17 protein-coding genes are annotated in these 25,651 nt (G+C 34.1%); 3 read left to right on the top strand and 14 right to left on the bottom strand.

The annotated features are described in order from the left end of the window. The 6 genes from GQ47_RS17555 to GQ47_RS17530 all read right to left on the bottom strand — a co-directional run bounded on the left by GQ47_RS17555 (window position 1) and on the right by GQ47_RS17530 (window position 11,568). Window positions 1-3,012, bottom strand: a complete 3,012-nt coding sequence (locus GQ47_RS17555) for a SusC/RagA family TonB-linked outer membrane protein (protein ID WP_035651145.1) — start codon at window positions 3,010-3,012, stop codon at window positions 1-3. Between the two features lie 42 nt (window positions 3,013-3,054). Beyond that, window positions 3,055-4,452 carry a hypothetical protein gene (locus GQ47_RS17550; RefSeq protein ID WP_051951622.1) on the bottom strand — a complete coding sequence of 466 codons (1,398 nt, stop codon included), beginning with the start codon at window positions 4,450-4,452 and terminating at the stop codon, window positions 3,055-3,057. 829 nt (window positions 4,453-5,281) lie between these two features. Then, a complete protein-coding gene (locus GQ47_RS17545) occupies window positions 5,282-9,322 on the bottom strand; it encodes a hybrid sensor histidine kinase/response regulator transcription factor (RefSeq protein WP_035651419.1) in 4,041 nt (1,346 codons plus the stop codon). Window positions 9,323-9,631: 309 nt separating this feature from the next. Next, entirely contained in the window at window positions 9,632-10,138 is a 507-nt protein-coding gene (locus GQ47_RS17540; RefSeq protein ID WP_035651142.1) for a hypothetical protein, read from the bottom strand. 98 nt (window positions 10,139-10,236) lie between these two features. Continuing rightward, a complete protein-coding gene (locus tag GQ47_RS17535; RefSeq protein WP_035651139.1) occupies window positions 10,237-10,803 on the bottom strand; it encodes a hypothetical protein in 567 nt (188 codons plus the stop codon). 192 nt (window positions 10,804-10,995) lie between these two features. Next, window positions 10,996-11,568: a hypothetical protein gene (locus GQ47_RS17530; protein ID WP_035651136.1), complete on the bottom strand. Its 573-nt coding sequence runs from the start codon at window positions 11,566-11,568 to the stop codon at window positions 10,996-10,998. 179 nt (window positions 11,569-11,747) lie between these two features. Here GQ47_RS17530 and GQ47_RS17525 point away from each other — a divergent pair, with 179 nt between their 5' ends. Beyond that, window positions 11,748-12,329, top strand: coding sequence for a TetR/AcrR family transcriptional regulator (locus tag GQ47_RS17525; protein WP_035651134.1), 582 nt, complete (start codon window positions 11,748-11,750; stop codon window positions 12,327-12,329). A 95-nt stretch (window positions 12,330-12,424) separates the two neighbouring features. Further along, window positions 12,425-13,639: an MFS transporter gene (locus GQ47_RS17520; protein WP_035651417.1), complete on the top strand. Its 1,215-nt coding sequence runs from the start codon at window positions 12,425-12,427 to the stop codon at window positions 13,637-13,639. Between the two features lie 95 nt (window positions 13,640-13,734). Here GQ47_RS17520 and GQ47_RS17515 read toward each other — a convergent pair whose 3' ends face one another. The 8 genes from GQ47_RS17515 to rhaT form a co-directional block, all read right to left on the bottom strand. Continuing rightward, window positions 13,735-14,322 (bottom strand): LutC/YkgG family protein, encoded by a 588-nt coding sequence (locus GQ47_RS17515; RefSeq protein ID WP_035651131.1) that lies wholly within the window; start codon window positions 14,320-14,322, stop codon window positions 13,735-13,737. Then, the gene (locus GQ47_RS17510) at window positions 14,312-15,715 is read right to left on the bottom strand and encodes a lactate utilization protein B (protein ID WP_035651128.1); all 1,404 of its coding nucleotides are present in this window, start codon (window positions 15,713-15,715) and stop codon (window positions 14,312-14,314) included. The genes GQ47_RS17515 and GQ47_RS17510 overlap by 11 nt, the downstream gene beginning before the upstream one ends. A 23-nt stretch (window positions 15,716-15,738) precedes the next feature. Then, window positions 15,739-17,109: a glycoside hydrolase family 28 protein gene (locus GQ47_RS17505; RefSeq protein WP_035651123.1), complete on the bottom strand. Its 1,371-nt coding sequence runs from the start codon at window positions 17,107-17,109 to the stop codon at window positions 15,739-15,741. A gap of 127 nt (window positions 17,110-17,236) precedes the next feature. Further along, a complete protein-coding gene (locus tag GQ47_RS17500) occupies window positions 17,237-17,974 on the bottom strand; it encodes a (Fe-S)-binding protein (RefSeq protein ID WP_035651120.1) in 738 nt (245 codons plus the stop codon). Window positions 17,975-18,081: 107 nt separating this feature from the next. Then, on the bottom strand, window positions 18,082-19,443 hold the full coding sequence (locus GQ47_RS17495; RefSeq protein ID WP_035651117.1) for an FGGY-family carbohydrate kinase: 1,362 nt from the start codon (window positions 19,441-19,443) through the stop codon (window positions 18,082-18,084). A 79-nt stretch (window positions 19,444-19,522) separates the two neighbouring features. Beyond that, the gene (locus GQ47_RS17490) at window positions 19,523-20,797 is read right to left on the bottom strand and encodes a sugar isomerase (RefSeq protein WP_035651114.1); all 1,275 of its coding nucleotides are present in this window, start codon (window positions 20,795-20,797) and stop codon (window positions 19,523-19,525) included. 181 nt (window positions 20,798-20,978) lie between these two features. Next, a complete protein-coding gene (locus tag GQ47_RS17485) occupies window positions 20,979-23,120 on the bottom strand; it encodes a bifunctional rhamnulose-1-phosphate aldolase/short-chain dehydrogenase (protein WP_035651111.1) in 2,142 nt (713 codons plus the stop codon). Window positions 23,121-23,145: 25 nt separating this feature from the next. Further along, window positions 23,146-24,216 (bottom strand): L-rhamnose/proton symporter RhaT, encoded by a 1,071-nt coding sequence (gene rhaT, locus GQ47_RS17480; RefSeq protein WP_035651109.1) that lies wholly within the window; start codon window positions 24,214-24,216, stop codon window positions 23,146-23,148. A gap of 386 nt (window positions 24,217-24,602) precedes the next feature. On the opposite strand from rhaT, the gene GQ47_RS17475 reads away from it, so the two are divergent. After that, window positions 24,603-25,643, top strand: coding sequence for a GntR family transcriptional regulator (locus tag GQ47_RS17475; RefSeq protein WP_035651106.1), 1,041 nt, complete (start codon window positions 24,603-24,605; stop codon window positions 25,641-25,643). The last annotated feature ends 8 nt before the right edge of the window (window positions 25,644-25,651 follow it).

Genomic DNA, 25,651 nt, shown 5'->3' with positions numbered 1-25,651 from the left:
TTAAAATACTACATTAAGACCCATCAGGATTGTTGGCTGAACTGGATAATTCCATCCTCCAAAACCTGATCCTAAAACTCCGCCTCCTACTTCAGGATCAACTCCTGTATAATTTGTCCAAGTCCATAAATTCTGACCTGATAACGAAAGTCTTAGTTTATCTAATCCGAATTTATTGTAGAACGAATAACCAACCTGAAGGTTTTTCATACGTACATAAGATCCGTCTTCAACATATAAAGAAGAGAATTTTGTAAAGTTTTCGTTGTTATCATCTTTTGATAAACGAGGAACATAATTTGAAGTTCCTTCTCCATGCCAAGCCATTTGATCTAATCCGTTAACTTTATTTGTCAAACTTGCACCATTGTATAAATCTGAAATATTTTGGTTAATCAAATCATTTCCAATACTTGAATAGAAATTCGCTACTAAATCAAAATTTTTGTAAGCGAAAGTCAAATTAAGACCCACGTTGTAATCAGCCCAAGGAGAACCAATTTTTGTTCTGTCTTTATCGTCTAATTTTCCGTCTCCGTTAATATCTTTAAAACGAACGTCTCCAACTTGCGCATAAGGCTGTAATTTTGTTCCGTGCTCGTCTGTATGAGAGTTTAATTCTGTTTGATTTTGGAACAAACCATCAGCAACATATCCGTAAAAATAGCCTGGCTCATTACCTTCAACAGTCAAAGTTCTGTTGCTTGAACCGTATAATTTTTCTCCGTCAGTAGATAAATTTATCATCTTCACATTTACAGTTGTGAAAGTTACATCAACACCGTATGAGAAATCCCCTTTTTTGTCTTTGTAAGAAACCAATAAATCGACACCATTTGATTTCATAGAACCTACGTTTGTCCATATTGTAGAATATCCAGGAAAACCACTATATGTTGGAAATTGTTTTAAGAACAACATATCATTTGTTTTCTTTTGGTAATATTCTAAAGATCCAGAAAGCTTGTTTTTCCATAATCCGAAATCAAGTCCGAAAGAAACATCTTCAACGGTTTCCCATTTAATGTCTTTATTTGCCATTGTAGAAGGATAAGAAGTATCAGCAATATCATTCCCAATTGGGTAAAAACCTGTTCCGATATTAGATTGATAAACCGCGCTTGGTAAGTTTTGATTTCCTACTTTACCCCAACCTGCTCTAAATCTTAAATCACTTAAAACATCTTTTGTCGATTCCATAAAATCTTCATTCAAAATTCTCCAAGAAACCGATGCAGATGGGAAATTTGCCCATTTATTGTTTTCCATGAATTTTGAAGAACCGTCACGTCTGAAAGTACCTGTGAAATAATATTTTCCGTCATAGTTATAAGAAAAACGAGAAATATAAGACATTAATGAACTTGACCAGCTGTTACCGCCACTGTTGCGGTTTTTTGTTGCAGCATTTAATTCTCTCATAGAATCTGAGTTGTTAGGAATTCCTTCTCCGTAACCCCAAAGATCATTTCCATTATACTCTTCCATAGTGTTACCAATCATTAAAGAGGCATTATGTTTTTCAGCAAATGTTTTAGTGTAGGTGATTGTATTTTGCCAAGTCCAATCGACATTAGTAGTGTTCCATTTTTCAACACTATTGATTTCCGCTTTTTCGTGTGCAGCATCAATCACAAAGTCAGGGCTGAATCTATTTCTTACTTTATCGCCTACTTCAATCGAAGCTTGTGAACGAATTACCAAACCTTTAATTGGTGCGTATTGCAAATAACCATTTGTATTCAAGTTGTATTGATCTGTAAAATCATCATAACGTTTTACAGCTGCAACCGGATTCCAGATATAGGACGGAGAGCGTGCATAAATACTGTATTCATTTTCAGTTCCGTTTAATTGATCTGCTGGTTTATAGATTGGCGTAATTGGATCAATTTTGTCAAAATCAGCCCAGTTTCCTGGTGAACCATACGTTTCGTAACGAGGGTTTAATGTAATTCCTGCTGAGAATTTATCAGAGAATTTAAAATCGTTTGCAATTCTCATTGTAATTCTTTCCCAACCTCCTACTTCATACATAGATTCTGAATTGTAGTAGTTTAAGCTGATTGCGAAAGTATGTTTTTCAGAACCTCCTGTAACTCCAAGAGAAGCATTCACAACTGGACTTGCTTTTCTAATTCCAGCATTCCACCAATCTGTAGTTTTTCCTTGGTATTGAGAAGGATTTGGCAAATAATCTGAATAGCCTGAATTATTATAAGCCGTATTCATAATTGTTGCATAGCTTTGTGCATCAGCCATATGATACGGATTATTCATAAACTGCATTCCTGAACTTGTATCAAAATTGAATCTTGTTTTTCCAACTTTTCCTTTTTTAGTTGTAATCAGGATAACCCCGTTTGATGCACGTGAACCGTAAATTGCACTTGCAGAAGCATCTTTTAAAACTTCCATCGATTCAATTTCGTTATTGCTCAAGAAATTGATACTTGTTCCCATCGGAATTCCGTCAACTACATAAAGCGGATCTGTACTTAAGTTTACCGTAGAAATACCACGAATCAATACTCTTGGTTGTGCACCTGGACCTCCAGCGCCTACAACTTGTACTCCAGAAACTTTTCCCTGAAGTGATTCTGTTACGTTTCCTACTGTCATTGTTTGCAATTCTTTTCCTTTTACAGAAGAAATAGAACTCGTTACGTCGCTCTTTTTTACAGCAGCATAACCAACTACAACAATTTCATCTAATGCCTGACTTGATTCTTCTAAAACAATATCAAAATTAGTTTTATCACCAACTGGAACTATTTTATTGGCAAAACCAACAAAAGACAATTCAATTTGCGCATTTTTATTCGGAACCTCGATTGCGAACTTTCCATCAAAATCTGTTGACGTGTTAGTTGAAGCTCCTTTTACAACGATATTAACACCCGGAATTGGCACTGCGCCTTTATCCTTAACAGTACCTGTTATTTTTATTTGTCCAAATGATACAGCAGTACACATCAGGGCAATAAAAAATCCTATATATTTAAATTTCATATTAAGCTGTTTTATTAATTAAATGTTACAAGAAGGCCGTAACTATTTTTTTGTGATAAATACTCTTTCTAACTCAGTATCAAGAACTACTTTGTAAACTCCCGCAGCAGCTGGATATTTAGCATTTCCGTTCTCACCTGGCGACATTGTACAGATTCCGTTTTTGATTAATCTCCAAGAAGGATCCCACCATTGGCCTGTAAAAGTGGCTTCCATAGTTCCGGTTAAAGTGTATTCACCAACTAATTGATAAGGATTTGCCGAATTATTGCTTAAGTGCAATCCAGTCATAACCCACGCATTCCAAGTATCCCAGTTTGCGTCTTTGATTCCGCCACCGCAAACACTCACGAAAGGTTTTCTAAGTGCTGCATCATCATGCCATAATCCGTTGGCAATATCAGCCCATACTTTGCTTGTTGGCGTGTATTTCGTAACTGTATACTTTAAAGTATTTGGATTCACTTTAATTTTGTAATATCCTTTTGTTGGCAAAATAATTGGTGCCGAAGCAACATCATCTGCTAATTCTCCTGCAGCATTCAAACCAAAACAATGTGGGGCAAAATCTGATTCCTGACCTAAGAAATAAACTTCTTTGTTGTCTTTATCTGCATAATATTTGAATTCAAAATCCTGTCCGCTTTTCTCGTGGAAATACATCGGAACTCCAACTGCATCAGTAGTCAGGTTGGTTCCTTTTGGCTGATCACATAAATAAATTGCCGGATACTCATTTGTAGCCACAATATTTACATTCAAAGATCCAGTGTTCGGAATAGCAAATTTGTCTTTCGCAGTAATTGTCAAAACATAATCTGCAGCTGTTACTGGCAATGTATACGTTTTATTGAATGTATAAGATTGAGGCGAACCCGTTAATTGAACAGTTTCATCAATTCCTAAAGCAGCACATTTAATTTGAACATAATCAATACCAGAATCGTCGTTCACCACAAAATTTACTGGCATTTGATTACTAGTTGATAATAAAATTACAGCTCCTTCTTTTGGAGAAACCATAGTAATAGATGGTGCAGCAAATTCTCCGTCTAAACGAAGGTTGATTTCCTCATTTACAATATTTCCAGAAACATCTGTAATAGTCAATTTTATTTTGAAAGCTTCAGAAGTTCCTCTGTTTGCCGGAACTTCAAAAAAGTAGCTTAGATCGTATGTTTTCAACAAAGGATCTGTTGCAAACGAAATTACTTTATCAAGTGATAATTCCGGAATTTGGATTTCAACACTTTTTAATCCTAAATCATCAGCAAGCGCCGCTTTGATTTCGAATTTTCTATTTGGCGCGCCATAAATCTCTTTTGTAGCTATTACTACCGTAGGATCATCAGATGGAGCGAAATCTGAATCGTTACTTTGACATCCTGTAAACAAAACGGCAAAAAGGGCAAGAAAAAATAAAAATTTATTCTTTTTCATTTCTTTAATTTTAAGGTTAGGTTAGTTTGTTCTTTTTAAGCGTAAAGTGATTGTTTAAATAAATGAGTCGGACTCATTTTTGAAGATCTAGATTGTCTTTTCCTTTTTGGAGACGGAAACAGACAATTAAAAATCGGTGGTTTGGTTTTTGTCATGTTAGTAAAGTTTGATTAATATTTCCTTTTTTTTCTTTTTCTAAAACAGTAAAGCTTTATTTTTTTGACCCGCGATTTTTGTCGCGGGCCAGATAAGTAATACGTAAAACCAACTCTTACAATCTTATTTTAAAGAAGGCTCAATTCTTTAAACTGATTAAAAACTTATCAAAAAAATAACACTTATAATTTTACACAGTAATACAACTTAATCTATTACTATCGATGCAAAGAAATGTTTAAATCACACTTCCAAGGAGGGGTAAAATGGAAAAAAAAGGAGGTCAAAATTGCAATTAATCATTATTTGGTATTAAAATTTACAGAGTATTAAAAAATATCCGGATATTTTTACATAATCTGCAATCGTTGAAATATCCTTTCATTTGAGACTAAAACGTTTGAAATTTTTCAAAAAAATGCACTCTTATTTGCAAAATGCAATTAAGTCTTTAAGAAAATATAAAGTCTGAAAATGATTTTTAACTAAAATCGTTGAGCATAATTAATTTTAACACATAGAAAAATAGTTTTAGTAACTTTTAAAAAAAAAGCGTTTGACTAATTTAAATGCATCCCGAAGCTTCGGGACTATGTGTTAGAAGCATGTTTCTTTTCATATTCTTTTTCGTTCTTATAAATCTATGTTTCTAGTTTAAGATTGCACCAATAGATTAACCAATAATATTCAAATCGGAGTTAAAAGAGCTCTTATATTTTTTAATATACTCTGAAGGCGTCATTCCAAAAAGTTTTACAAACTGTTGTCTAAAATATTTAGGATCTTCAAAACCAACTTCGGCACTTGCCTGCGCAATATTCATGTCTTCGGTCAGCATTAACATCGCCGCTCTGCGAATCCGGAGTGATCGAATAAAAGCATTTAAAGTTTGTCCGGAAATAATCTTGATTTTAGTATAAAGCGTTCTGTGGCTCATTCCCATTTCCTGGGCAAAAGTCTTTATGGTAAAATCTTTTTTATGAATATTGGCTTCAACAATATCAATACATTTTTTCAGTATAAATTGATATTCGGCCGGAACTTTCTGTGTATTTTCTTTTAATGTAATACTGTCCAGAAAATAAGTTCGAAGATTGCTTCTGTTTTTTAATAACGATTCTACACGCGCAACAAGAATATCATCATCAAAAGGTTTCATGATATAATCATCGGCACCGTCATTGATTCCTTGTAAATGTGTTTCTGGATTTTTTGAAGCTGTCAATAAAATAACCGGAATATGCGACAAATCATTACTTTCCTTAATCTTTCGGCAAAGCTCTAGACCATCCATTTGCTCCATTGTAATGTCACTGATAACCAAATCAGGCATATGTTTTTTGGTCAGTTTCAAACCTTCTTCTCCATTCTCAGCGCTGTAAACCATATAATTTTCTGAAAACAATTTGATCAGATAATTTCTGATATCATCATTATCGTCAATAATTAAAATGGTTCGTTTTTCAGTCAGCATTACGGTTCGAAAATCAGTTTCTGAAATCGGAGTATTAACCGAATTATTTTCTTCAGTATCATCAACATTCAGTTCGTCAAAAAGCTGACTTCTTTGCTGAATATCATTTGTAATAACAGCATTCTCAAAATGACTGCTTCCTTTTAAAAAGGTCAATTTAAAAATACTTCCTTTTCCAATTTCACTGCTGCAGCTTACTTTCCCTTTGTGTTTGTCAACAAAATATTTCACAATAAAAAGTCCGATTCCAAAACCAGTACTTATCGAAACTTTAGAATTTATTTGTCTGAATTTCTCGAATATTACGTCAATGTCCGCTTTATCAATTCCTTCTCCACTGTCTGAAATTTCCATTTCAACGTCTGAAATTGTTTCGGTTAATTTCAAACTAATTTCACCGCCAATTGGAGTATATTTAAAAGCATTCGACATTAAGTTAAAAAGCGAAATTTCGATTTTTTCATAATCGCCAATAATCTCAATTTCATTATCTGGAATATCAAAATTGTATTTGATGTTTTTATCTTTTGCCTGATTTACAAAACATTGATAAACTTCATTACAAAGTTTGTTGACATTTATAGGCGACAATCGAAGCGAATCCGCATCATTTTCGGCTTTTCTGAAAAGCAAAAGCTGATCGACCAAACTCAAAAGACGTCTTGCATTTCTATGCGCAATTGCCAAATCACTGCCCGAAGATCCGTTTTCGACACGCTCCTTCTGAACTGCTTTTTTCAACGGATTTATAATCAGCGAAAGCGGCGTTCTGAATTCGTGCGAGATATAGGTAAACATTGACGATTGTTTCTCGGCAATTTCTTTTTCTTTCTTGCTTTCTAATTCGGCAATTTTGACTTTATATTTTAGTGCTTCTTTATTTTTTTCGTAATCCAAATAAACAAAAAGTGCCCCCGCAATTCCGAGCAAATACAAGGTATACGCCCACCAGGTTCTGTACCAAGGCGGTAAAACTTCAATTGAAATAAGACTAACTTCTTTATTCCAGCCACCTTTTGCGTTTGTCGTTTTTACTTTAAACGTATATTTTCCTTCCGGCAGCCTCGAATAATTTGCTTTTCGGGCCTGACCCACATAATTCCATTGTTCGTCCCAACCTTCAAGGAAATAGGCATAATTTATTTTATCTGCATTGTTATAATCAATTGCTACAAATTCTAATGACAAAGCCGTTTGATCGTAATCTAAACTTACTTCTTTCATTTTGGTCGAATCGTCATTTGTAACTTCGACTTTGCTTTCTTCTATCGACTGATTATTCACAGAAAAATCACTCAGCAATAAATTATTCTTTTGATTGAATCCTTTGATTGCCTCAGGAAAAAATATGTTGAAGCCGTTTATTCCGCCAAAAAGAAACTCGCCGGTCGATAATTCAATTCCGGCATTAAAACTAAATTGATTGCTTTGCAAACCATCATTTACAGAGAAATTGCGAAACGTTTGTCTCTTTTTATCAAATCTGCAGACTCCGTTATATGTACTCATCCAAAGATTTCCTTCCTTATCTTCGAGCAGTCTTAAAATCGTATTTGACGGCAAACCATCATCTGTTGTCAGCCTTTTAAACGTATTTTTCTTTCGGTCAAATAACAATAATCCGCCTTCCTGAGTTCCCAACCAGAGATTTTTGTCTTTGTCTTCGTGAATGCAGCGAATTGGATTTCCAATCGAAACTTTATTGATTTTTCTTGTATTTTTTTCGATAGAAAACAAATTGGTATAATTTCCACCCCAAAGTTTCCCATCGCTGGTTTCCGTCAAACATTGCAAGTTTATAACCGATTTGTCAAAAAGCACAAAACTGTTTTTTGTTCTGTCGAAAAAATACAGCGAACCTTCATTTGTCGCACTCGCCCAAATATTTGCTTTTGAATCTTTGTAAACAAACCAAATATTCTTTTCAATTTGTTTCGTAAAAGGATTAAAACAAGAATATTGCGTAACCGAATTGTTTTTCGGATTAATTTTATTGACACCGCCCGCCCAGGTCGAAAGCCAGATTTCGTTATTATTATCCCGAACAATTCCGGTAATAAACGGACTTGAAAGTTTATTACCGTAATTGATATACGAGTTATTTTTTCGGTTCCAATATTTTAATCCCGCGCCGTCAGTTCCTACCCAAAGATTCTTTTTTTCATCTTCGCAGAAAGACAAAATGAAGTTTTCGGCAGGATCTTTAGCATTGTATCGAATGTTTTTAAAATACTTTGGCGAATTGCTCAGCATACTGATACCACCGCGCAAAGAACCAAACCATATGTTTCCGTCTTTATCTTCATACAAACTCCAAACCGAATTGCTTTTTGCCAGCTGATTATCGTTTACATTATTAAACGGAATCGCTTTTTTATTTGTTCCGATGACTTTGTAAATGCCGCAACCGTCTGTCGTAATCCAGAGCTCTTTTTTCTTGTCAACCAAAAGATCAGTGACACTGCATTTATTTGGAAAATAATTATCTGAAATAATTCCCGTTTTTGTGTTGAAGAGAAAAAGCCCTTCATCTGTTCCCAACCAAAGATTTCCGTCAGAAGCTAATTTCATTGCTTTAACTTCTTTTGAAAGCGAGAAAACGGCTTTTAAGGTTTTAGACGAATAACTATAACTGCAAATTCCGACATTTCGCACGTAAACCCACGAATGTTTATTTTTTTTATCTTCCTGAATCGCAATCGCATCATAATTATTGATACCGATTTTATTGCCCAAAACAGTAAGCGGAATTTGTTTCCCTACAAATAAACCATTTTCAAAACTAACCAAGCCTAAACTCTGCGAAGCAACTAAAAACAAATTCTCAGAAACCGAACGCATCTGATGAATAATGCCGTTTAAGATTTTCTTTTTATTCGATGAAAGATATCCAGCCGGATGAAATGTGGCCGTTGATTTATTGTAAATGCTTATTCCATTTGCGCCTCCAACCCAAATGTTCTTTCGAGAATCGCCTTCGATATTGTAAATGGCATTAAAGGAAAGTGATTTTTTATCGTTGATTCGGTTTCGAAAAACTTTAAAATTGTAACCATCGTAACGATTTAGTCCATCGTAAGTTCCAAACCAAAGATAACCGTCGCTGTCCTGAAAAATAGTCATCACGGAATTGTTCGACAAACCGTCAGAAATATCAAGAAATTTCACCGGATTATCCTGCGCAAAACTCAGCGAAGTGAAACCAAACAGCAGTATAAAATGCAGAACAAAATACTTCAAAATAGTATGCTTTTTTGTGAATTTGTGTAGAAAGCACAATTATAAGCTTATTTATAGGTATTTTGCAAAAATCAATTCATAAAATTTTGATTTTATGGCTGATGTGTAAGAGTAAATCTTACGTTTTTAGTTTTAATAAAGGTTTGCTTATAAAATGTTTTTGTTCGCATCTTTTATTGCACAAAGTGTTCTGATATCAATCATTACCACAGATTACAAATCTGCGCTAGCGGATCATACAAACAATATTGGTATTTTCAGTATTTTTTGCTAAATCTGAAAATCATTCATTTAATTAAATCCTTAAGTCTATATGAAATCTGGATAAAAACCATCGTACTTCCCTGTTTTTATTCTATATACAATACTTTCAGGGTCCATAACGATGCCTATTTCAGCATTCCTGTTCTCTCCTTTAAGCTTGCCAAGATATGTTGATTTTAAATCCCCAATCCTCCATACGAACCAATTATTTGAAAATTTTATGGGTTCTTGTCCTTTTATCGTGCCATAATCATTTGTACCTCTAAACAAAATATGCTCAAATGTACCCACATCAGTTATATTTCCTGCTTTTTCCCAATACCCTAATTTGACACCCCATTTTGTTACGCAGTGTGCATAAAAAAATATTTCATCTTTTATTATTTCGTCCAAACTTGGATTTTCATTTAGCGAGTAAACTTTTTTAAAACATCTAATTACATCACTATTAAGTTGTTTTAAGTCATTTGTTATGTATTGAAAATAGCGCTTGCTATTGTCATTTATTTTAACAAAAAAAACATCTCCTTTTTTTATTATTACTCGTTTCATTTCTTGTTTTTAAAAGCGCTGTATCTTCAACCTTATAAATTAATCCCTGCTAGCGCGAGCGTCTCGCTCGTGCCATATTTTACATTCTAAAACTTTATTTAAGATTCCCTTTTCAATTCAATTTCCATCGGAGAAAACAATCTCTTCCATTTCTCTATAAAACCATCCAAGTTTTCTATATCTGATTTTATCAGTTTCTTTAATTTTTCTGCTTTTTTATTGAAGCCTCTCTCAGTATAAAATCCCCCTAATTCATGTGCTGGAAAAAACAGCTTATTAAATAATGACGGACCTATATAATTATCTCTTAACCTCATTCTTGTTAATCTAAATGCTAACTGACTAAAATCTGCACCCGCTAAATCACTTAAAGCAGGGAAAGCATCTAAATTCGATTTCACATCAAAAACATTTACGAAAATCTGAATTGATTTGTCGTCATTGTTGATTAAAACTTCAATTCTTTCCAAATATTTTTCTTGGGATAATCTGGAAAACTGATAGTTATATCCGCGATTATTTCTATTTAATTCCCCATTTAATGAGGTTTGATAGGGATTTGCCATAAAACCATTTGCTAACAAAGCAGGAATTCCGGCTTCTTTGAAAATTTCATTTCTTGTTTTTAAAAGCGCTGCATCTTCAACTTTGTAAATTAATCCCATTTTTATTTATTAAATTTTGTATCTAAATAATATCTATTTGAACAAATATAAATTAAAAATCATGACACAAGAACAGATAATTTTTATTCTTTAATGCGATTAATAAAAGGAAAATTTTTATTAAATTCTACTATTATGCTATCCCTGCTAGCGCGAGCGTCTCGCTCGTGCCATAGTTTACATTTTAAGATTTTATTTAAGATTCCCTTCCCAATCTATTTTAACTGGGAAAAATAATTGATGCCATCTTTCTATAAAACCATCTACATTTTCCATGTCTGATTTTATTAATTTCCTTAACTTTTCTGCTTCTTTATTATATCCTCTTTTAGTATAAAAGCTCCCAAATTTATGCTCTGGTAAAAACAACATATAAAATATTGGCGGACCTTTATAGTCATCGCTTCGTAATCGAATTCTAGTTAAACGAAATGCTAATCCGCTAAATTTAAGACCGTCAAAATCCTTCAAAAGAGACAACGAATTTAAATTTGGTTTTATTTCGAAAATGTTTAGAAAAATCTTAATCCATTTTTCACCACTAATAATTGAAATTTCAATTCGCTCAAGATATTTTTCTTGCGAGATTCTCGAGAATTGATAGATGTATCCACGACTACTTTTATCATATTCACCATGCCATGAAGTTTTATAAGGATCTGGCTCAAAACCATTTGTCATTAAAGCAGGAATTCCTACTTCTTTGAAAATCTCATTTCTTGTTTTTAAGAGCTCCTTATCTTCGACTTTATAAATTAATCCCATTTTTCTTTATTGAAATTTGTTTCAAAATAACATCTATGTAAACAAATATAAATTAAAAATCATGATGACAAGAACAGAAATAATTTTTATTAAACGGGCTCTATTCTAAAATAAAAAGTTAAAATTATTGCAAATAAAGACCGAACGGTCTAAATTTGTAGCGTCAAAATGAAAAGATCATGAGCAAAGCAGAAAGAACTAGACAATTTATCATAGAAGCATCAGCGCCTATTATCAATAAAAAAGGCATGGCGGGCACTTCAATCACTGATATTATGGAAGCTACAAAACTTGCAAAAGGCGGTATTTATGGTAACTTTGAAAGTAAGGAAGAAATTTGCATTGAATCATTTATCTATTTGAGAGCGCAATTGGCAAACAAATTAGATACCGCAGTTTCAAAAGGCAAAACGGCACAGGAAAAACTTTTCAATTTATTGGATGTATACGGAAATGACGAAACAATGGTTGACGGTTGCCCAATTTTAAACTTCGGAGTTGATGCGGATGATACAAATCCAACGGTGAAGGAATATGTAAAAAAAGCAATCCAGTCGGCCCAAAAGAGATTTTACACCATTGTTGAAGACGGAATAAACAATAATGAATTGCAGGCAGAAATTAATCCGCAACAGTTTAGCATTAAAACTTTTGCCATGATTGAAGGTGCCATTTTATGCGAAAAAATAAGTGGTGATCACACACAAATGCTAATCGTTTTAGAAAGCATAAAGGATGAATTTAAAAGATATGTTCGATAACCTATTTTTTTTACTATTTTTTAGACCGTTCGGTCTAATTTAAATTAAATAAGTTTCAATTGAAACACAACAAAAAACAATTAAAAAATAACAAAATGAGAATTTTACAAGAAAACCACAAGGGATTTAGTACTATACTAGCCTTGGCATTGATTCCACTATCTGGCTTTGCTACAGATATTTATTTACCTTCTTTGCCTGCAATGGCAAATGATTTGCATGTTTCGGCTTCGGCGGTACAGCTTTCGCTGGTTTTATTTATGTTTAGTGTTGGTATAAGCCAATTTTTTATTGGAAGTATTTTAGACAGTTTCGGACGCTATAAAATAAGTCTGGCGTCACTTGCCCTATTTTCGCTTACCAGTTTTGTGATTGCATTAGTTCCCAATATTTATGTTATTTACGCCATGCGAATTATCCAGGGAATTACAATTGCCCTTATTGTAGTAGGAAAACGCGCTTATTTTGTTGATTTATTTACGGGCGAAAAACTGAAAAGCTACATCAGTATGTTTTCCATCATTTGGGCCTGTGCTCCTATTATGGCGCCTTTTTTAGGTGGTTATCTGCAAAACAGTTTTGGATGGAGATCTAACTTTTATTTCCTTGGTGGATTATCCTTAGTATTTCTGATTTTAGAACTTATTTACAGCGGAGAATCATTAAAACATTATCATCCATTTAAATTAAAATTGATTGCACAAACGTACAAAGGAATGCTTCAAACGGCTGATTTTACTTTAGGTTTGGTTATTATCGGAATTTCGTTTGGAATGGTTGTCGTTTACAGTTTATCTAGTCCGTTTATTATTGAACGCGTTTTAGGATATTCAGCGATTACTACGGGATACAGTTCTTTGCTTTCTGGTTTTTCATTAATGACGGGCGGTATTATTGCAAAATCGATGATTAAAAAACCTTTGGCACAAAAAGTAAGTATTGCATTTGCGGTTCAGATTACTTTAGTATTGCTGATGATTTTTACCTCTTCTTTCGGAAGCAGTCTTTATACTTTAATTGGTTTTATTATCGGAATTCACATTGCCGGCGGATTTATATTCAATATTATTTATGGCTATTGTCTAAGCCGTTTCTCAAAAAATGCCGGAATCGCAAGCGGACTTACAGGTGGTGTAATGTACATGATCAGTTCAATATTCAGCTACGGATTTGCTAATTTATTTAAAGTAAAAACGCAATTATTATTAGGCGTTGCCGATTTCGCTCTACTTGTAATTGTAACTATTATTTTTATAACTTTTAATAAATACAGAGCAAAAAGCTTAGCCGTTGAAGTGATTAAAAAATAACAATCTTTATTTCAATTTAAATAAATTGTTCTAAAAAAATCGCCACGAATTCACGAATTAGATTTAAAAATAATTCGTGAATTCGTGGCGAAAAATTAGTTTAAAATAAAAACAATCAAACCTCTCGCACCATGTGCACCTAAAACCAAAGACTGTTCAATATCAGCCGTTTTTGAAGGTCCGGCGATGAAAGTTCCGAAACCGTATTCCTGATTTCCTATTTTTTCATACGCCTGATGCATTGTTGGATATATGTTTTCTTTGTTTACAATAATAGCTAAATATTGTGCTATAAAAGGCGAAACGCGTTGTCCCAAAATATCATCGGTTACCCAAAGCGCACTGTTTTCTGCCACTCCAAAATGCGCTTTTACAACCGTCAATTCCACGTTTTTAAGTGAATGCGGATCGTCATTTGTCCAGTCTAAAGATGCAATTTCTGAAAGTTCAGGAAGCGTTGTCACAATTCGTTTTTCAATATTATAATGCTCTTTGATATATGAAATTATATCTTCATAATTTGAAACTTCAACAGTGTTTCCTCCAATGTTTTTCAGCACCGTTTTATAGGTTTCTAAAACATCGGATTGTTCAGAACCTAAAACTTTTAAGTCTGGCAAAGCGGTTACAGAATCGGGCTGATTCTGTTTTATTTTACGTAATATATCGGCTTTACTGCTCATTGTTTTTCTCTTTTGCTTCTCTTGAATTTTTCTTGTACCACTCTCTGAATGATTCTTCCGGAACGGCAGGCATTTCGCGCTGATCGTACCATTTATTCATTTTATTGTTGACCAAACCTGGAGCATTTTTCATTACAAATCGGCCTGATTTTCCAGCAATATTAAAAACCGTTGGGTTCGCTAATACTTTCGCCATTGTTTTCATTGCAATGGTTTTTGAAGTTGGCGTATGTCCTTCTTTCACCAAAACCTGACGCCATTTATACAACTGATCATGAATGTCAATTTTTACCGGACAAACATTCGTGCAGGAACCGCAAAGCGTACTGGCAAACGGCAAATCGGCATTTTTGGTCATGTCAAGATTTGGTGCCAAAATAGAACCAATTGGTCCCGCAACAGCATTATGATAACTATGTCCGCCACTTCGTCTGTAAACCGGACACGTATTCATGCACGCACCACAGCGAATGCATTTCAGTGAATTTCTAAAATCTTCTCGTCCTAATTGTGTGCTTCGGCCGTTATCGACAATTACAATATGAATTTCCTTGCCATCTCTTGGCTTTTTAAAATGGCTTGAAAAAGTGGTAATGGGTTGTCCCGTTGCACTTCTGGCCAATAATCTCAGGAAAACACCTAAATGTTCTCTCTTCGGAATCAGTTTTTCAAATCCCATGCAGGCAATGTGAACATCGGCTAAATGTGCGCCCATATCAGCATTTCCTTCATTGGTGCAAACTACAAATTCTCCCGTTTCAGCAATGGCGAAGTTAACTCCGGTTAAAGCTGCTTTTCGGGTTAAAAACGTATCCCGAAGCTGTTGTCGCGCCGATTCGGTTAAATATTGCGGGTCAAAATTTCCTTTTTCTGTACCTAAATGTTCATGAAAAGTTTCACTTACATCTTCTTTTTTAAGGTGAATTGCTGGCAAAACAATATGACTCGGTGGCTCTTTTCGAAGCTGTACAATATATTCTCCTAAATCGGAATCAATTACTTCTACACCATTTTCGGCTAAATATTCATTCAAATGGCATTCTTCTGTAAGCATGGATTTTGATTTAACCATTTGCTTTACATCGTGTTTTACCAAAATAGAATGAACAATTTCATTATGTTCTTTTGCATCGGCTGCCCAATGTACTTTTATTCCGTTTTTCTGTGCATTTACTTCAAATTCAACTAAATAATCGTGAATGTTAGAAAGCACATTATTCTTGATTTTCGAAGCAGTTTCACGCAGTAATTCCCAATCCGCGATCTGATGCGCTGATCTGTCACGTTTTTCTCTAACAAACCAAAGCGTTTCATCATGCCAGTTTACACGATCAACGTCTTTATTAAAACGTGCTGCGGCTTCACTATGTTCTATTATTTTTTTTGAAGACATTTTTTTAGAGTTTAAAACGCTTATTAATTTTTACTGACAAAATTCAAGACATTTTCATGAATTGCTTTTTCTCCTTGAACATTATCCGCAGTTACATTTGTCAAGAAAATATTTTCTACAGGAAGTTCTTTCTGAGCTTGAATTCTCGAAATAAACTTTACATTGGTTGCTTTTATATTTTCTAAATGCACATTTTTTATAGGCGTAAGGCGTCGTTCAATAGTTGGAACCAAATCGCGCCATTGGTACAAAACATCAGTTTCTATGCCGAGAATTCCCGCGTCAATTTTACCTGATGTAATGTTAGTCATATAAATATTGTTTACAAAACCACCTCTTCTTTCATTGGTTTTAATGTACAAAAGATGATTTAGTTTTGCGCCATCAACAACGGTACAGTTGTCAATAAAAACATTTTCTATTCCGCCCGAAAGTTCACTTCCAATAGCCACTAATTGATGACCATTTTTCACAGTACAATTACGCATTACAATATTTTTTGAAGGCGTATGTAAATTCCAAGCATCGATACCACAACCCGACTTAATCGCAATCGCATCATCTCCTTGGTCAAAAACACAATTTTCGATCAATACATTTTGAGACATTTCCGGATCAACACCATCGTTGTTATGTCCATGCGCATAGACCTGAAGATTTCTGATTACGACATCTTTTGATAAAAACGGATGTATCGTCCAAAATGGACTATTCGTTATCTTAACGCCATCCATTAAAACATTTTGGCAACGATTGAACTGAATAAAATGCGGACGCAAATTTGCCGTATCATTTACCATTTGTCTTTCTTCCACAGGTTTTTTATAAGAAGCCAAATAGTATAATCTTTTCAAACTTTCCATATGCGCTTTTGGGCGTGCGAACCATTTTGTCCAAACATCCATTTTAGCTTTCAACTCTCCTTCGCCAGTAATCGCAATATTTTTACATTGATACGCATAAATCAATGGTGAATAATTGTGGCATTCATATCCTTCCCAAGTCGAACGAACGGCAGGCAAATAATCTTTTGGATCTTCGGAAAAAAGCAAAACGGCACCTTTATTCAAATGCAAATTTACATTGCTTTTAAAATGAATTTTCTTGGTCAACCATTCTCCTTCCGGAATTACGACAATTCCTCCGCCAGATTTATTTGCTTTTGAAATGGCTTTTGAAATGGCTTCAGAAGTTTTGTTTTTATCTCCTTTAACAGCTCCAAAATCAACTATCGAAAATTCCTTGCATTTGCTAAAATCTGGAATTTTTATAACTGGCATTTCAAATTGTGCTTTTACCACAACATCTTTCTGCGTCACAGTAGATGGATCTTTTTTAAATGCTAAAAAGAGGATTGAAAGAAACAGGATGAAACAAATTGATATTTTTTTCATGGTAATGTTTTTATAATGGCACACAGATTTTGCGGATTAAACCGGTTTGCACAGATTTTTTTAAATCAACTGATAAAATTAAACCAGCGAAAATCGGTTTAATCCGTAAAATCCGTGGCCAATGTTTCTACGCCATTGTATTTAATATTTCGGCAATATGAATGGTTTTTACTCGGCTGTTTTGTCTTTTCAGAATTCCTTCTAAATGCATCAAACACGACATATCGCCACCTGTAATATAATCTACATTATGATTTTCATGATCCTTGATTCGGTCTTGCCCCATTTTTACAGAAACAGCTTCTTCAGTAACGCAGAATGTTCCTCCAAAACCACAGCATTCGTCTTTTCTGGATAAAGAAACTAAATCCAAACCTTTAATATTATGAAGCAATTGCTCTGGTTTTGAAAAAAATGGTGCGTTTAATTCGGTCATTTGCGAAAGCTTTAAACCACGCTGACCATGACAACTTTGATGCATTCCAACTTTGTATGGAAAGTTTCCTTCTATGTGATCTATTTTCAGAATATCAGTAATAAACTCTGTCAGTTCAAAAACTTTTTTACGCATTTCTGAAGTTACAACTTCTAATTTTTCATCGTGCAAATGATCTTTTACGTGTAAAACACAGCTTCCGGAAGGGCAAACAATGTAATCAAATCCTGCAAAATTCGCGATAAAATTTGCGTTACAGCCTTTCGTTAAATGTTCGTAACCGCTGTTTGCCATTGGTTGGCCACAGCAAGTCTGACCCATCGGAAAATGAACATCACAGCCTAATTTCTGCAAAAGCTCATAGGTTGCTATTCCAACTTTTGGGTAGAACTGATCGACATAACACGGTATAAAAAGTCCGATTTTCATATTCTTGGTAATTACTATTTTTTCACGCAGATTTAAAAAGATTTAGGCAGATACACGCAGATTTTTTTTTAAAATTAATCTGCTAAATCTGCGTGGAAAAAATCTATTTAATGCTTATAAAACTTCAAATCGATTAAATCATTTTGAATTGGTTTCGGGTTCCAGTTTTCATGAATGGCCAACGCTGCACCTAATGCACTTGCCTGCGCCATTGATGCTGCATAAACTTCAACATCTGGATACGCTTCTGCCAGCAGATTCATAAAAGTGGAATTCTTGCTAAAACCTCCATCAACAAAAATTTTCTTTACGGGACTATTGTGTATCACTAAGTTAGTCGAAAAAACTTGTTGTTCTACAAGATCCAGCATCAATTGATGATAAGCCGTTTCATAGTCCTTAAATAAAGAAAGATCTCTTGTTTGAAAAGGACATTCTTTCAGAATATCAAAATCATATTTCTTTGGATAAATAATCTGAAAATTAAGCGATCGCAAAGTTGCCACAATCTTTTTATTAAAATAAACATCTTTGAAACTGTCAAACGGAACATTAAAATGGGCAGCTAATCTTTTAGCCTGCACTTCATGTTCATTGCCCGAAAATAATCGCGCCGCTTTTACCGGTTTTTCGGTGTATTGCATATAGCACAAACAATCCTGTTGCAATTCTTCAAAAGTTAAAGGTTTATTATTGAAAGGATTCAGAGAAATACTCCAAGTTCCTGTCGATAATAAAACGAAAGGTTCCGTAAAATTAATTGTATACGGAATTATTGCCGATGAACTGTCATGAAGACCAACTCCAATTGCCAGATCATTTTCTTTTTTCAAAACATCTTTTCCGTAATGCAACGGCGGAATTTTAGCTGAAATACCTTCATTTTGAAGCCATTTGTGATATTTCATCTTTTTAAAATTCCAAAGATTCGTATGACAGCCAATACTTGTAATATCGGCGAAAGCCTCATTTGTTAACAGAAAACTTAAATATTGCGGTAAATGAAGACAGTATTTTACTTTTTTAAATAAATCTGGCTTCTCTTCTTTTAACCTATAAATCTGCATTCCGGAATTCAAGCTTCCTAAAACCGGAGAAGCCGTTTTAACTGCGAATTTTTCTTCACCTTTATATTTGCTGTAAAACCCTTTTTTTAATTCCTCTGGATAATCTTTTAAATAATTATACAGAGGAGTTAAAACTTTTCCGTTTTCATCAACGTACACAAAACTGGCGCCGTATGTACTAAAATTGATTGCTTTTAAAACATAGTTGGTGAGCTCTTTTATTTCTGATAATCGATCGAGTATCCAGTTTTTCAGAACATCAATATCTTCACAAGGAAAACCATCTTCATCTGTGGTTTCATCAAGATTTACTGATTTTTCCCAAACAATCTTATAATTTTCATCAAATAAAAAAACCTTTTTGTTTGTTTTACCAATATCAAAAATTGCAACTACATTCATTTTTTTTAATTGTAAATTGTTAATTATCAATTGTTAATTATGGATTCATAATCTATAATTAACAATTAATAATTTATAATTATAAACCTGTTGCCATTGTTTTTAATCCTCTTTCGCCAATCAAATTGCTTCTAACGGCAAGAGTACGATACAATTCAACTGGATTTAAAGCTGCTCCAGAACGCAAACGAGCTTCTGCAACTAATGCGCGAACATCAGTGCGGAAAGCATTTTGAAGAATTTCTTGTGCTTTTACTACATCATTTTCTTCTTGCGCTTGCTCTAACGCTTTTCTGTCAACAGAAAGTGCCTGTGCATAAGCAATCATAATCGCCTCAACAGATTGCAATAAATCTTCTAAAGGATCTTTAATATTGTGAGACGCGTCAATCATCCAGCCTAAATCTTTGGCGTGGTTCATTCCTCTTGCATCCATTCCTTCAACTAATTCATTGAAAATCAAGAATAACTGATATGGTTTTAAAGCTCCAGCAGTTAAATCGTCATCTCCGTATTTTGAATCATTAAAGTGAAAACCTCCTAATTTATTGTCCATAAGCAAAATAGAAACAATTTGCTCAATGTTGGCATTCGGTAAATGATGTCCTAAATCAACAAGTGTTTTTGCTTTGTCTCCTAATTTTTGAACGTATGAATACGACTGTCCCCAATCGGCAACTGTTGTTGAATAAAAGTTTGGTTCAGCACATTTGTATTCTAAGAATAATTTCCAGTTTGAAGGCAATGCATCGTAGATTTCTTCTAAACTTTCTAATGTATTTTGGTATGCTTTACGGAAGTTTAATTGTCCAGGGAAATTAGATCCGTCAGCCAACCAAACTGTTAACGAATCAGATCCTAATTCAATTCCGTGTTTAATAACCTCAATATTGTGAGCAATTGCTTGTTTGCGAACTGCTTTATTTACGTTTTGAAGCGAACCATATCTATAAGTATGTTCTGCACTTGCTTGATCCTGAAACGTGTTCGAGTTCATGGCATCAAACTTTAATCCGTGCTGTGCTGCAAGGGTTTTGATTGCATTATAATCTGTTGGAATATCCCACGGAATATGAAGCGAAATCGCGCCAGAAGCATTGTTTAATTTATGAAGCAAACCTACATCTTCAATTTTTTCTTCTAATGAACGAGGTTCTCCTCCACCTGCAAAACGTCCAAATCTAGTTCCTCCAGTTCCTAAAGCCCAAGATGGAATTGCGATTTGAAAATCAATTAATTTTTGAATAATCGATTCTGCATTTTCTATTTCTGATGCTGTGAAAGCAAATTTATTTTGATGTTTTTTCAGCAATCCCTCGTTATGAGATTCAATATTGTTTGATTCAATTAACATAGCATTTTATTTTAATAGCGCACAATTTAACACATTATATCGATTGCGCTCTTGGTTAATCTTAATTATTTTTTTGCGTTTTTTTAGTTCTTAAATTTTAAAAAAATCTAACGCTCGAAAATTTCCGAACGTTAGATTACAAAAAACCACCTTTGTTTTAAACTTAAAAAAACTAAACAATCTATCTGTAAAAGCCCATTCCTACACCGCCATCAACATTTAGAGCGTTTCCTGTAGATTTACCTAATAAACCGCCAACGAAAGCAAAACACGCATTTGCGATATCATCTGGCAATATAATTTCATTTAATAATGTACGTTTTGCGTAGTAAGCCGGCAATTCTTCAACTGTAATTCCGTATGCTTTTGCACGTCCTTCTGCCCATCCGCCAGACCAAATATTTGAATCTGAAATTACTGCATCTGGATTTACTGTGTTTACACGAATTTTATCAGCTCCAAGTTCAGCCGCCATTAAACGTGTTAAATGCGCTTGAGCCGCTTTTGCAGAACCGTATCCAGGATTATTTGGACCAGCAACTACTGCATTTTTAGAAACAATATTTACAATATCTCCACCAAATCCTTGCTTGCGCATTACTTCGATTCCAGCTTTAGAAACAATAAATTGTCCTTTTACCAAAATATCGTATAATCTGTCCCACTCTTCTAAAGTATGTTCAGCAATAGATTTAGAAATACTGATTCCGGCATTGTTTACAATAATATCTGCACCACCAAAAGCTAGAGAAGCTTCATCAAATGCTTTTTCAGTACTATTAGGATCTGTAACATTCAATAAAGTGCTTGAAACTGCATCTTTACCAAACAATTTTACAAACTCAGCTGTAGCTACTTCTAAACGCTCTTCATTAATATCATTGATTACCACACAAGCACCTTCCTGAGCAAATTTCTTCGCGATAGCTTTACCAATTCCGCCAGCAGAACCTGTAATTACAGCTACTCTTCCTGAGAGTGCTTTTGGTTTTGGCATACGCTGTAATTTAGCTTCTTCCAATAACCAATATTCGATATCAAATGCTTCTTGGTGAGGCAATGAAGTATATTCTGAAACTGCTTCAGCACCTTTCATTACGTTTACCGCATTGATATAATATTCTGACGCCAAACGCGCCATTGTTTTATCTTTTGCAAAAGTGAACATACCAACTCCCGGATATAAAATCACAACCGGATTTGGGTCACGCATTGCAGGTGAATTTGATTTTTTACATGCATTGTAATAGTCTTTGTACATTGCACGGTATGCTTCAAATGCGGGCGTTAATTTTGCTTTTATTGCATCAACATCAGACAAATCTTCGTTTGGATCTAATTCTAAAACCAGCGGACTGATTTTAGTTCTTAAAAAGTGATCCGGACAAGACGTTCCAAGTGGTGCTAATTTTGAAAGATCATTAGAATTGATGAATTCCAAAACTCTTGCATCATCTGTATAATGTCCAATCATTTGACGCTCTGACGAACAGAAACCTCTTAAAATTGGCGCTACTTTTGCTGCTTTTAATTTACGATCCGCTTCTGGAAGACTGTCGATTTTTTTACCTCCAAAAACTGGGCGTTTTTTTCCGTAATTGCTTTCTAAATATTCAGCACATTTTTCGATTACTTCCAGCGTATTAATATAACTTTCGTATGCAGTATCTCCCCAAGTGAATAAACCATGAGAACCTAACATGATACCACGAAGTTTTTTTCCTTTTTTCTCAGCTTCTTCCAAACAACTTCTTAATTGAAGTCCAAGGTCAAAACCAGGACGTTGCCATCCAACCCATCCTATTTCGCCATCAAATAATTCTTCAGTAATTTGTTTTCCATCTTTTGCAGCTGCAATTGCAATTGCCGCGTCTGGATGCAAGTGATCGATGTGTTTGAAAGGCAAGAAACCATGTAAAGGCGTATCGATTGAAGGCGCTTTTGATGCTAGATCAAAAATACAGTGGTTGAATAATTCTACCATTTCATCTTCAAACTCAATTCCTCTGTACACATTTTCAAGATTGCGCAATCTGTCTAAATAAAGTGCTGCACAGCCTGATTTTGTCAATGTTCCAATATCTCCACCAGAACCTTTAATCCACATAACCTCAGAGCTTTCGCCTGTTAATGGATCTTTATCTGTTATTTTTACCGACGTGTTTCCACCTCCGTAGTTTGTCAATCTTAAATCGGCTCCAAGTAAGTTAGAGCGATAAATAAAAAGCGCTACTTCATCACCAGCTAGTTCTTTTGCTTTAGCGTCATCCCAAAGATAGCTTACGTGCTTAAAATTCATATTAGTTGTATTTATATTCGACATTTGGTTGTTTTGATTTTAGTTGATTTTATAATGAATTCCCGATTCCGACTAAAACAATCGAAAGCATGATTACACCAATTCCCCACGCAAAAGTTCTCATTGTTTTCTTAGAAACTCCTGTCCATTCTTTCAGATAGAATCCCCAGAAATTGGCCGTCAAAATGATGGTCGACATGTGCAAAATCCAAGAACTTGCGCCATTTCCTAATTTGCTTTCCCCCATACCATAAAAGAAAAACTGCAAAAACCACATTGTTCCGGCAATTGCAGAAAACAAGACGTTTTTAGCAATTGGCGTTTTTGTATTTGTATAATCTGAAAAAGTTTTGTTTTTGAAATTCAAATAAATACACCATAGAAAGTTAGTTGTTAAGCCACCCCAAAGGATAACGATATAACTTACATTATTTTGGAATAAAAATTCTCCCTGATTTGGATTTGCTAATTTCCAGGCCTCGTTGGCAACGTTAGCCATTGGTTTTGCGGCTTCAATTCCGAAGTTAAAAAACGAACTTAAAATACCTGATACTATAGCAATAATAAGTCCTTTTACCAGACTAAAATCTTTGTCTTTATCTTCATGGCCTGTTGCAAAATCTTTTTCTTTCAGCATTCCGGCTTTTCCTAAAATAGCAATACCGATAATACATATTAAGACTCCGGCCAAAACCATTTGTCCGCCTGAATTCGCAAACATATCACTGATTGATTCCTTACCTTCTACTGCATTGAAATTATAGTAAATTGGCGGAATCAAAGCGCCAAAAGCAGAACAGAATCCTAAAGTAATCGAATTTCCCAATGACATTCCCAAATAGCGAACACCAAGACCATAAGTAAGTCCTCCAATTCCCCAAATCAATCCCATTGTAAATGCTAATGCTTTAACAGATGGAGCGGCTTCTGCAATAATTTCAGTAAAATTTGGAATAGTCAAATAAGCAGCAATTGGCGGCACAATTAGCCAAGAGAAAAATCCTCCTATAAGCCAGTAGCTTTCCCATGCCCAATTTTTTACTTTCTTGAATGGCATATAAAAACTGCCCGAAGAGAAACCTCCAATGGAGTGAAAAATAATACCTAGTAATGATTCCATTTATTAAATTTAGTTTGTGGTTATTGATAGTTAATCTGGTTTTGTAAAATAAGAGAATGTAAAAAAGAAAACTGTCCTGTACTATCCTTTATGATTTTAGGAATTATGTTAAAACCAAAGAATATTGCGAAGAAGAATGGTTTTTAAGTAGAAAAATAAATTTAAAATTTCTATTTTAGCAATCGATTTCGTAATTATTATATCATCAATTTGTAATAATTATGAAAATCTCCAAAAACATAAAATTAGCCTTATTTAATTCTTTCTCTTTGTGAGAAAAGTAGCAATTACAGCACTTTATCGGATTTTTAAGTAAAGCTTATATCCAAATTTTAATTCAGAATTATGCTCGTAAATTTTTCAGCATAATTTTCAATACCTGCAAAATGATTAAACTTATTAAAATTGATGAAGATTCAAGGGTTCCAAAATACAAGCAGATTGTAGATTCAATTTTACAGAATATTGCCAACGGAAATCTAAAAATAAATCAAAAAATACCTTCAATTAATAGTTTCAGCGAGGAGTTTTATATGTCTCGTGATACTGTCGAAAAGGCTTATAATATCTTAAAAGAGCGAAAAATCATTTCTTCTATTCGAGGAAAAGGTTATTATATTACTCGAACAAAACTCGAATCGAAGGTAAATGTGCTTTTTCTGTTCAATAAATTGAGTGCGTATAAAATGAAAACTTACAGTTCTTTTATCAATACTGTTGGTGCAAATGCGCATACTGATCTGCATATTTATCATTGTGACGAAACCTTATTCCTTAATTTACTTGACAAATTTGAAGGCGCTTATGATTATTATGTCATTACAACACACTTTAAAACAGATGAATTGAAACATTTAAGTTTTACTGATGATGTTGTAAAAGCAATCGAACGCATTCCGAAAGAGAAATTGGTCATTATGGACAATATCAAATTAGGAATGGAAGGCGAAATCATCAAGATTTATCAGGATTTTGAGAATGATATTTACAATGCTCTAAAAGAAGGTTTATCGAAAATTACTAAATATAAAAGGTTGATTTTGGTTTATCCTGAAAAAGCAGTTTATCCTTATCCGAGAAGAATCTTGCACGGATTCAGAAAATTTTGTGTCGAGCACGAAATCAATTTTGAGATTCTAAGTGAAGTTTATGACGATATGATCCTGAAAAAAGGTGATCTCTTTATTACCATCGAAGAATCGGATTTAGTGAATTTAATGAAACAGATTCGCGATGAAGAATATATCTTAGGAAAAGAAATTGGCGTAATCTCATACAACGACACGCCTTTAAAAGAATTATTAGGCATCACCGTTATGTCAACCGATTTCAACGTAATGGGTGAAACCGCTGCCCGAATGATTTTAAATAAAGAAAAAGGAGAAGTGAAAGTGCCTTTTAATTTTATTGATAGAAATTCTATCTAAGGGGCTAA

This window comes from Flavobacterium sp. ASV13 (genome assembly GCF_000745775.1).
In the GTDB taxonomy this organism is placed as follows: domain Bacteria; phylum Bacteroidota; class Bacteroidia; order Flavobacteriales; family Flavobacteriaceae; genus Flavobacterium.
The sequence above is the reverse complement of the archived record's forward strand: the minus strand, read 5'-3'. Positions and strand labels throughout refer to the sequence as shown.

Excerpts from the sequence above, each read along its gene's own strand:
- GQ47_RS17520 (WP_035651417.1), top strand. The coding sequence starts at position 12,425 with ATGAGAATTTTACAAGAAAACCACAAGGGATTTAGTACTATACTAGCC.
- rhaT (WP_035651109.1), bottom strand. The coding sequence starts at position 24,216 with ATGGAATCATTACTAGGTATTATTTTTCACTCCATTGGAGGTTTCTCT.
- GQ47_RS17530 (WP_035651136.1), bottom strand. The coding sequence starts at position 11,568 with ATGGGATTAATTTATAAAGTCGAAGATAAGGAGCTCTTAAAAACAAGA.
- GQ47_RS17505 (WP_035651123.1), bottom strand. The coding sequence starts at position 17,109 with ATGAAAAAAATATCAATTTGTTTCATCCTGTTTCTTTCAATCCTCTTT.
- GQ47_RS17485 (WP_035651111.1), bottom strand. The coding sequence starts at position 23,120 with ATGTCGAATATAAATACAACTAATATGAATTTTAAGCACGTAAGCTAT.
- GQ47_RS17535 (WP_035651139.1), bottom strand. The coding sequence starts at position 10,803 with ATGGGATTAATTTACAAAGTTGAAGATGCAGCGCTTTTAAAAACAAGA.
- GQ47_RS17515 (WP_035651131.1), bottom strand. The coding sequence starts at position 14,322 with ATGAGCAGTAAAGCCGATATATTACGTAAAATAAAACAGAATCAGCCC.
- GQ47_RS17550 (WP_051951622.1), bottom strand. The coding sequence starts at position 4,452 with ATGAAAAAGAATAAATTTTTATTTTTTCTTGCCCTTTTTGCCGTTTTG.
- GQ47_RS17525 (WP_035651134.1), top strand. The coding sequence starts at position 11,748 with ATGAGCAAAGCAGAAAGAACTAGACAATTTATCATAGAAGCATCAGCG.
- GQ47_RS17510 (WP_035651128.1), bottom strand. The coding sequence starts at position 15,715 with ATGTCTTCAAAAAAAATAATAGAACATAGTGAAGCCGCAGCACGTTTT.
- GQ47_RS17555 (WP_035651145.1), bottom strand. The coding sequence starts at position 3,012 with ATGAAATTTAAATATATAGGATTTTTTATTGCCCTGATGTGTACTGCT.
- GQ47_RS17540 (WP_035651142.1), bottom strand. The coding sequence starts at position 10,138 with ATGAAACGAGTAATAATAAAAAAAGGAGATGTTTTTTTTGTTAAAATA.
- GQ47_RS17495 (WP_035651117.1), bottom strand. The coding sequence starts at position 19,443 with ATGAATGTAGTTGCAATTTTTGATATTGGTAAAACAAACAAAAAGGTT.
- GQ47_RS17500 (WP_035651120.1), bottom strand. The coding sequence starts at position 17,974 with ATGAAAATCGGACTTTTTATACCGTGTTATGTCGATCAGTTCTACCCA.
- GQ47_RS17475 (WP_035651106.1), top strand. The coding sequence starts at position 24,603 with ATGATTAAACTTATTAAAATTGATGAAGATTCAAGGGTTCCAAAATAC.
- GQ47_RS17490 (WP_035651114.1), bottom strand. The coding sequence starts at position 20,797 with ATGTTAATTGAATCAAACAATATTGAATCTCATAACGAGGGATTGCTG.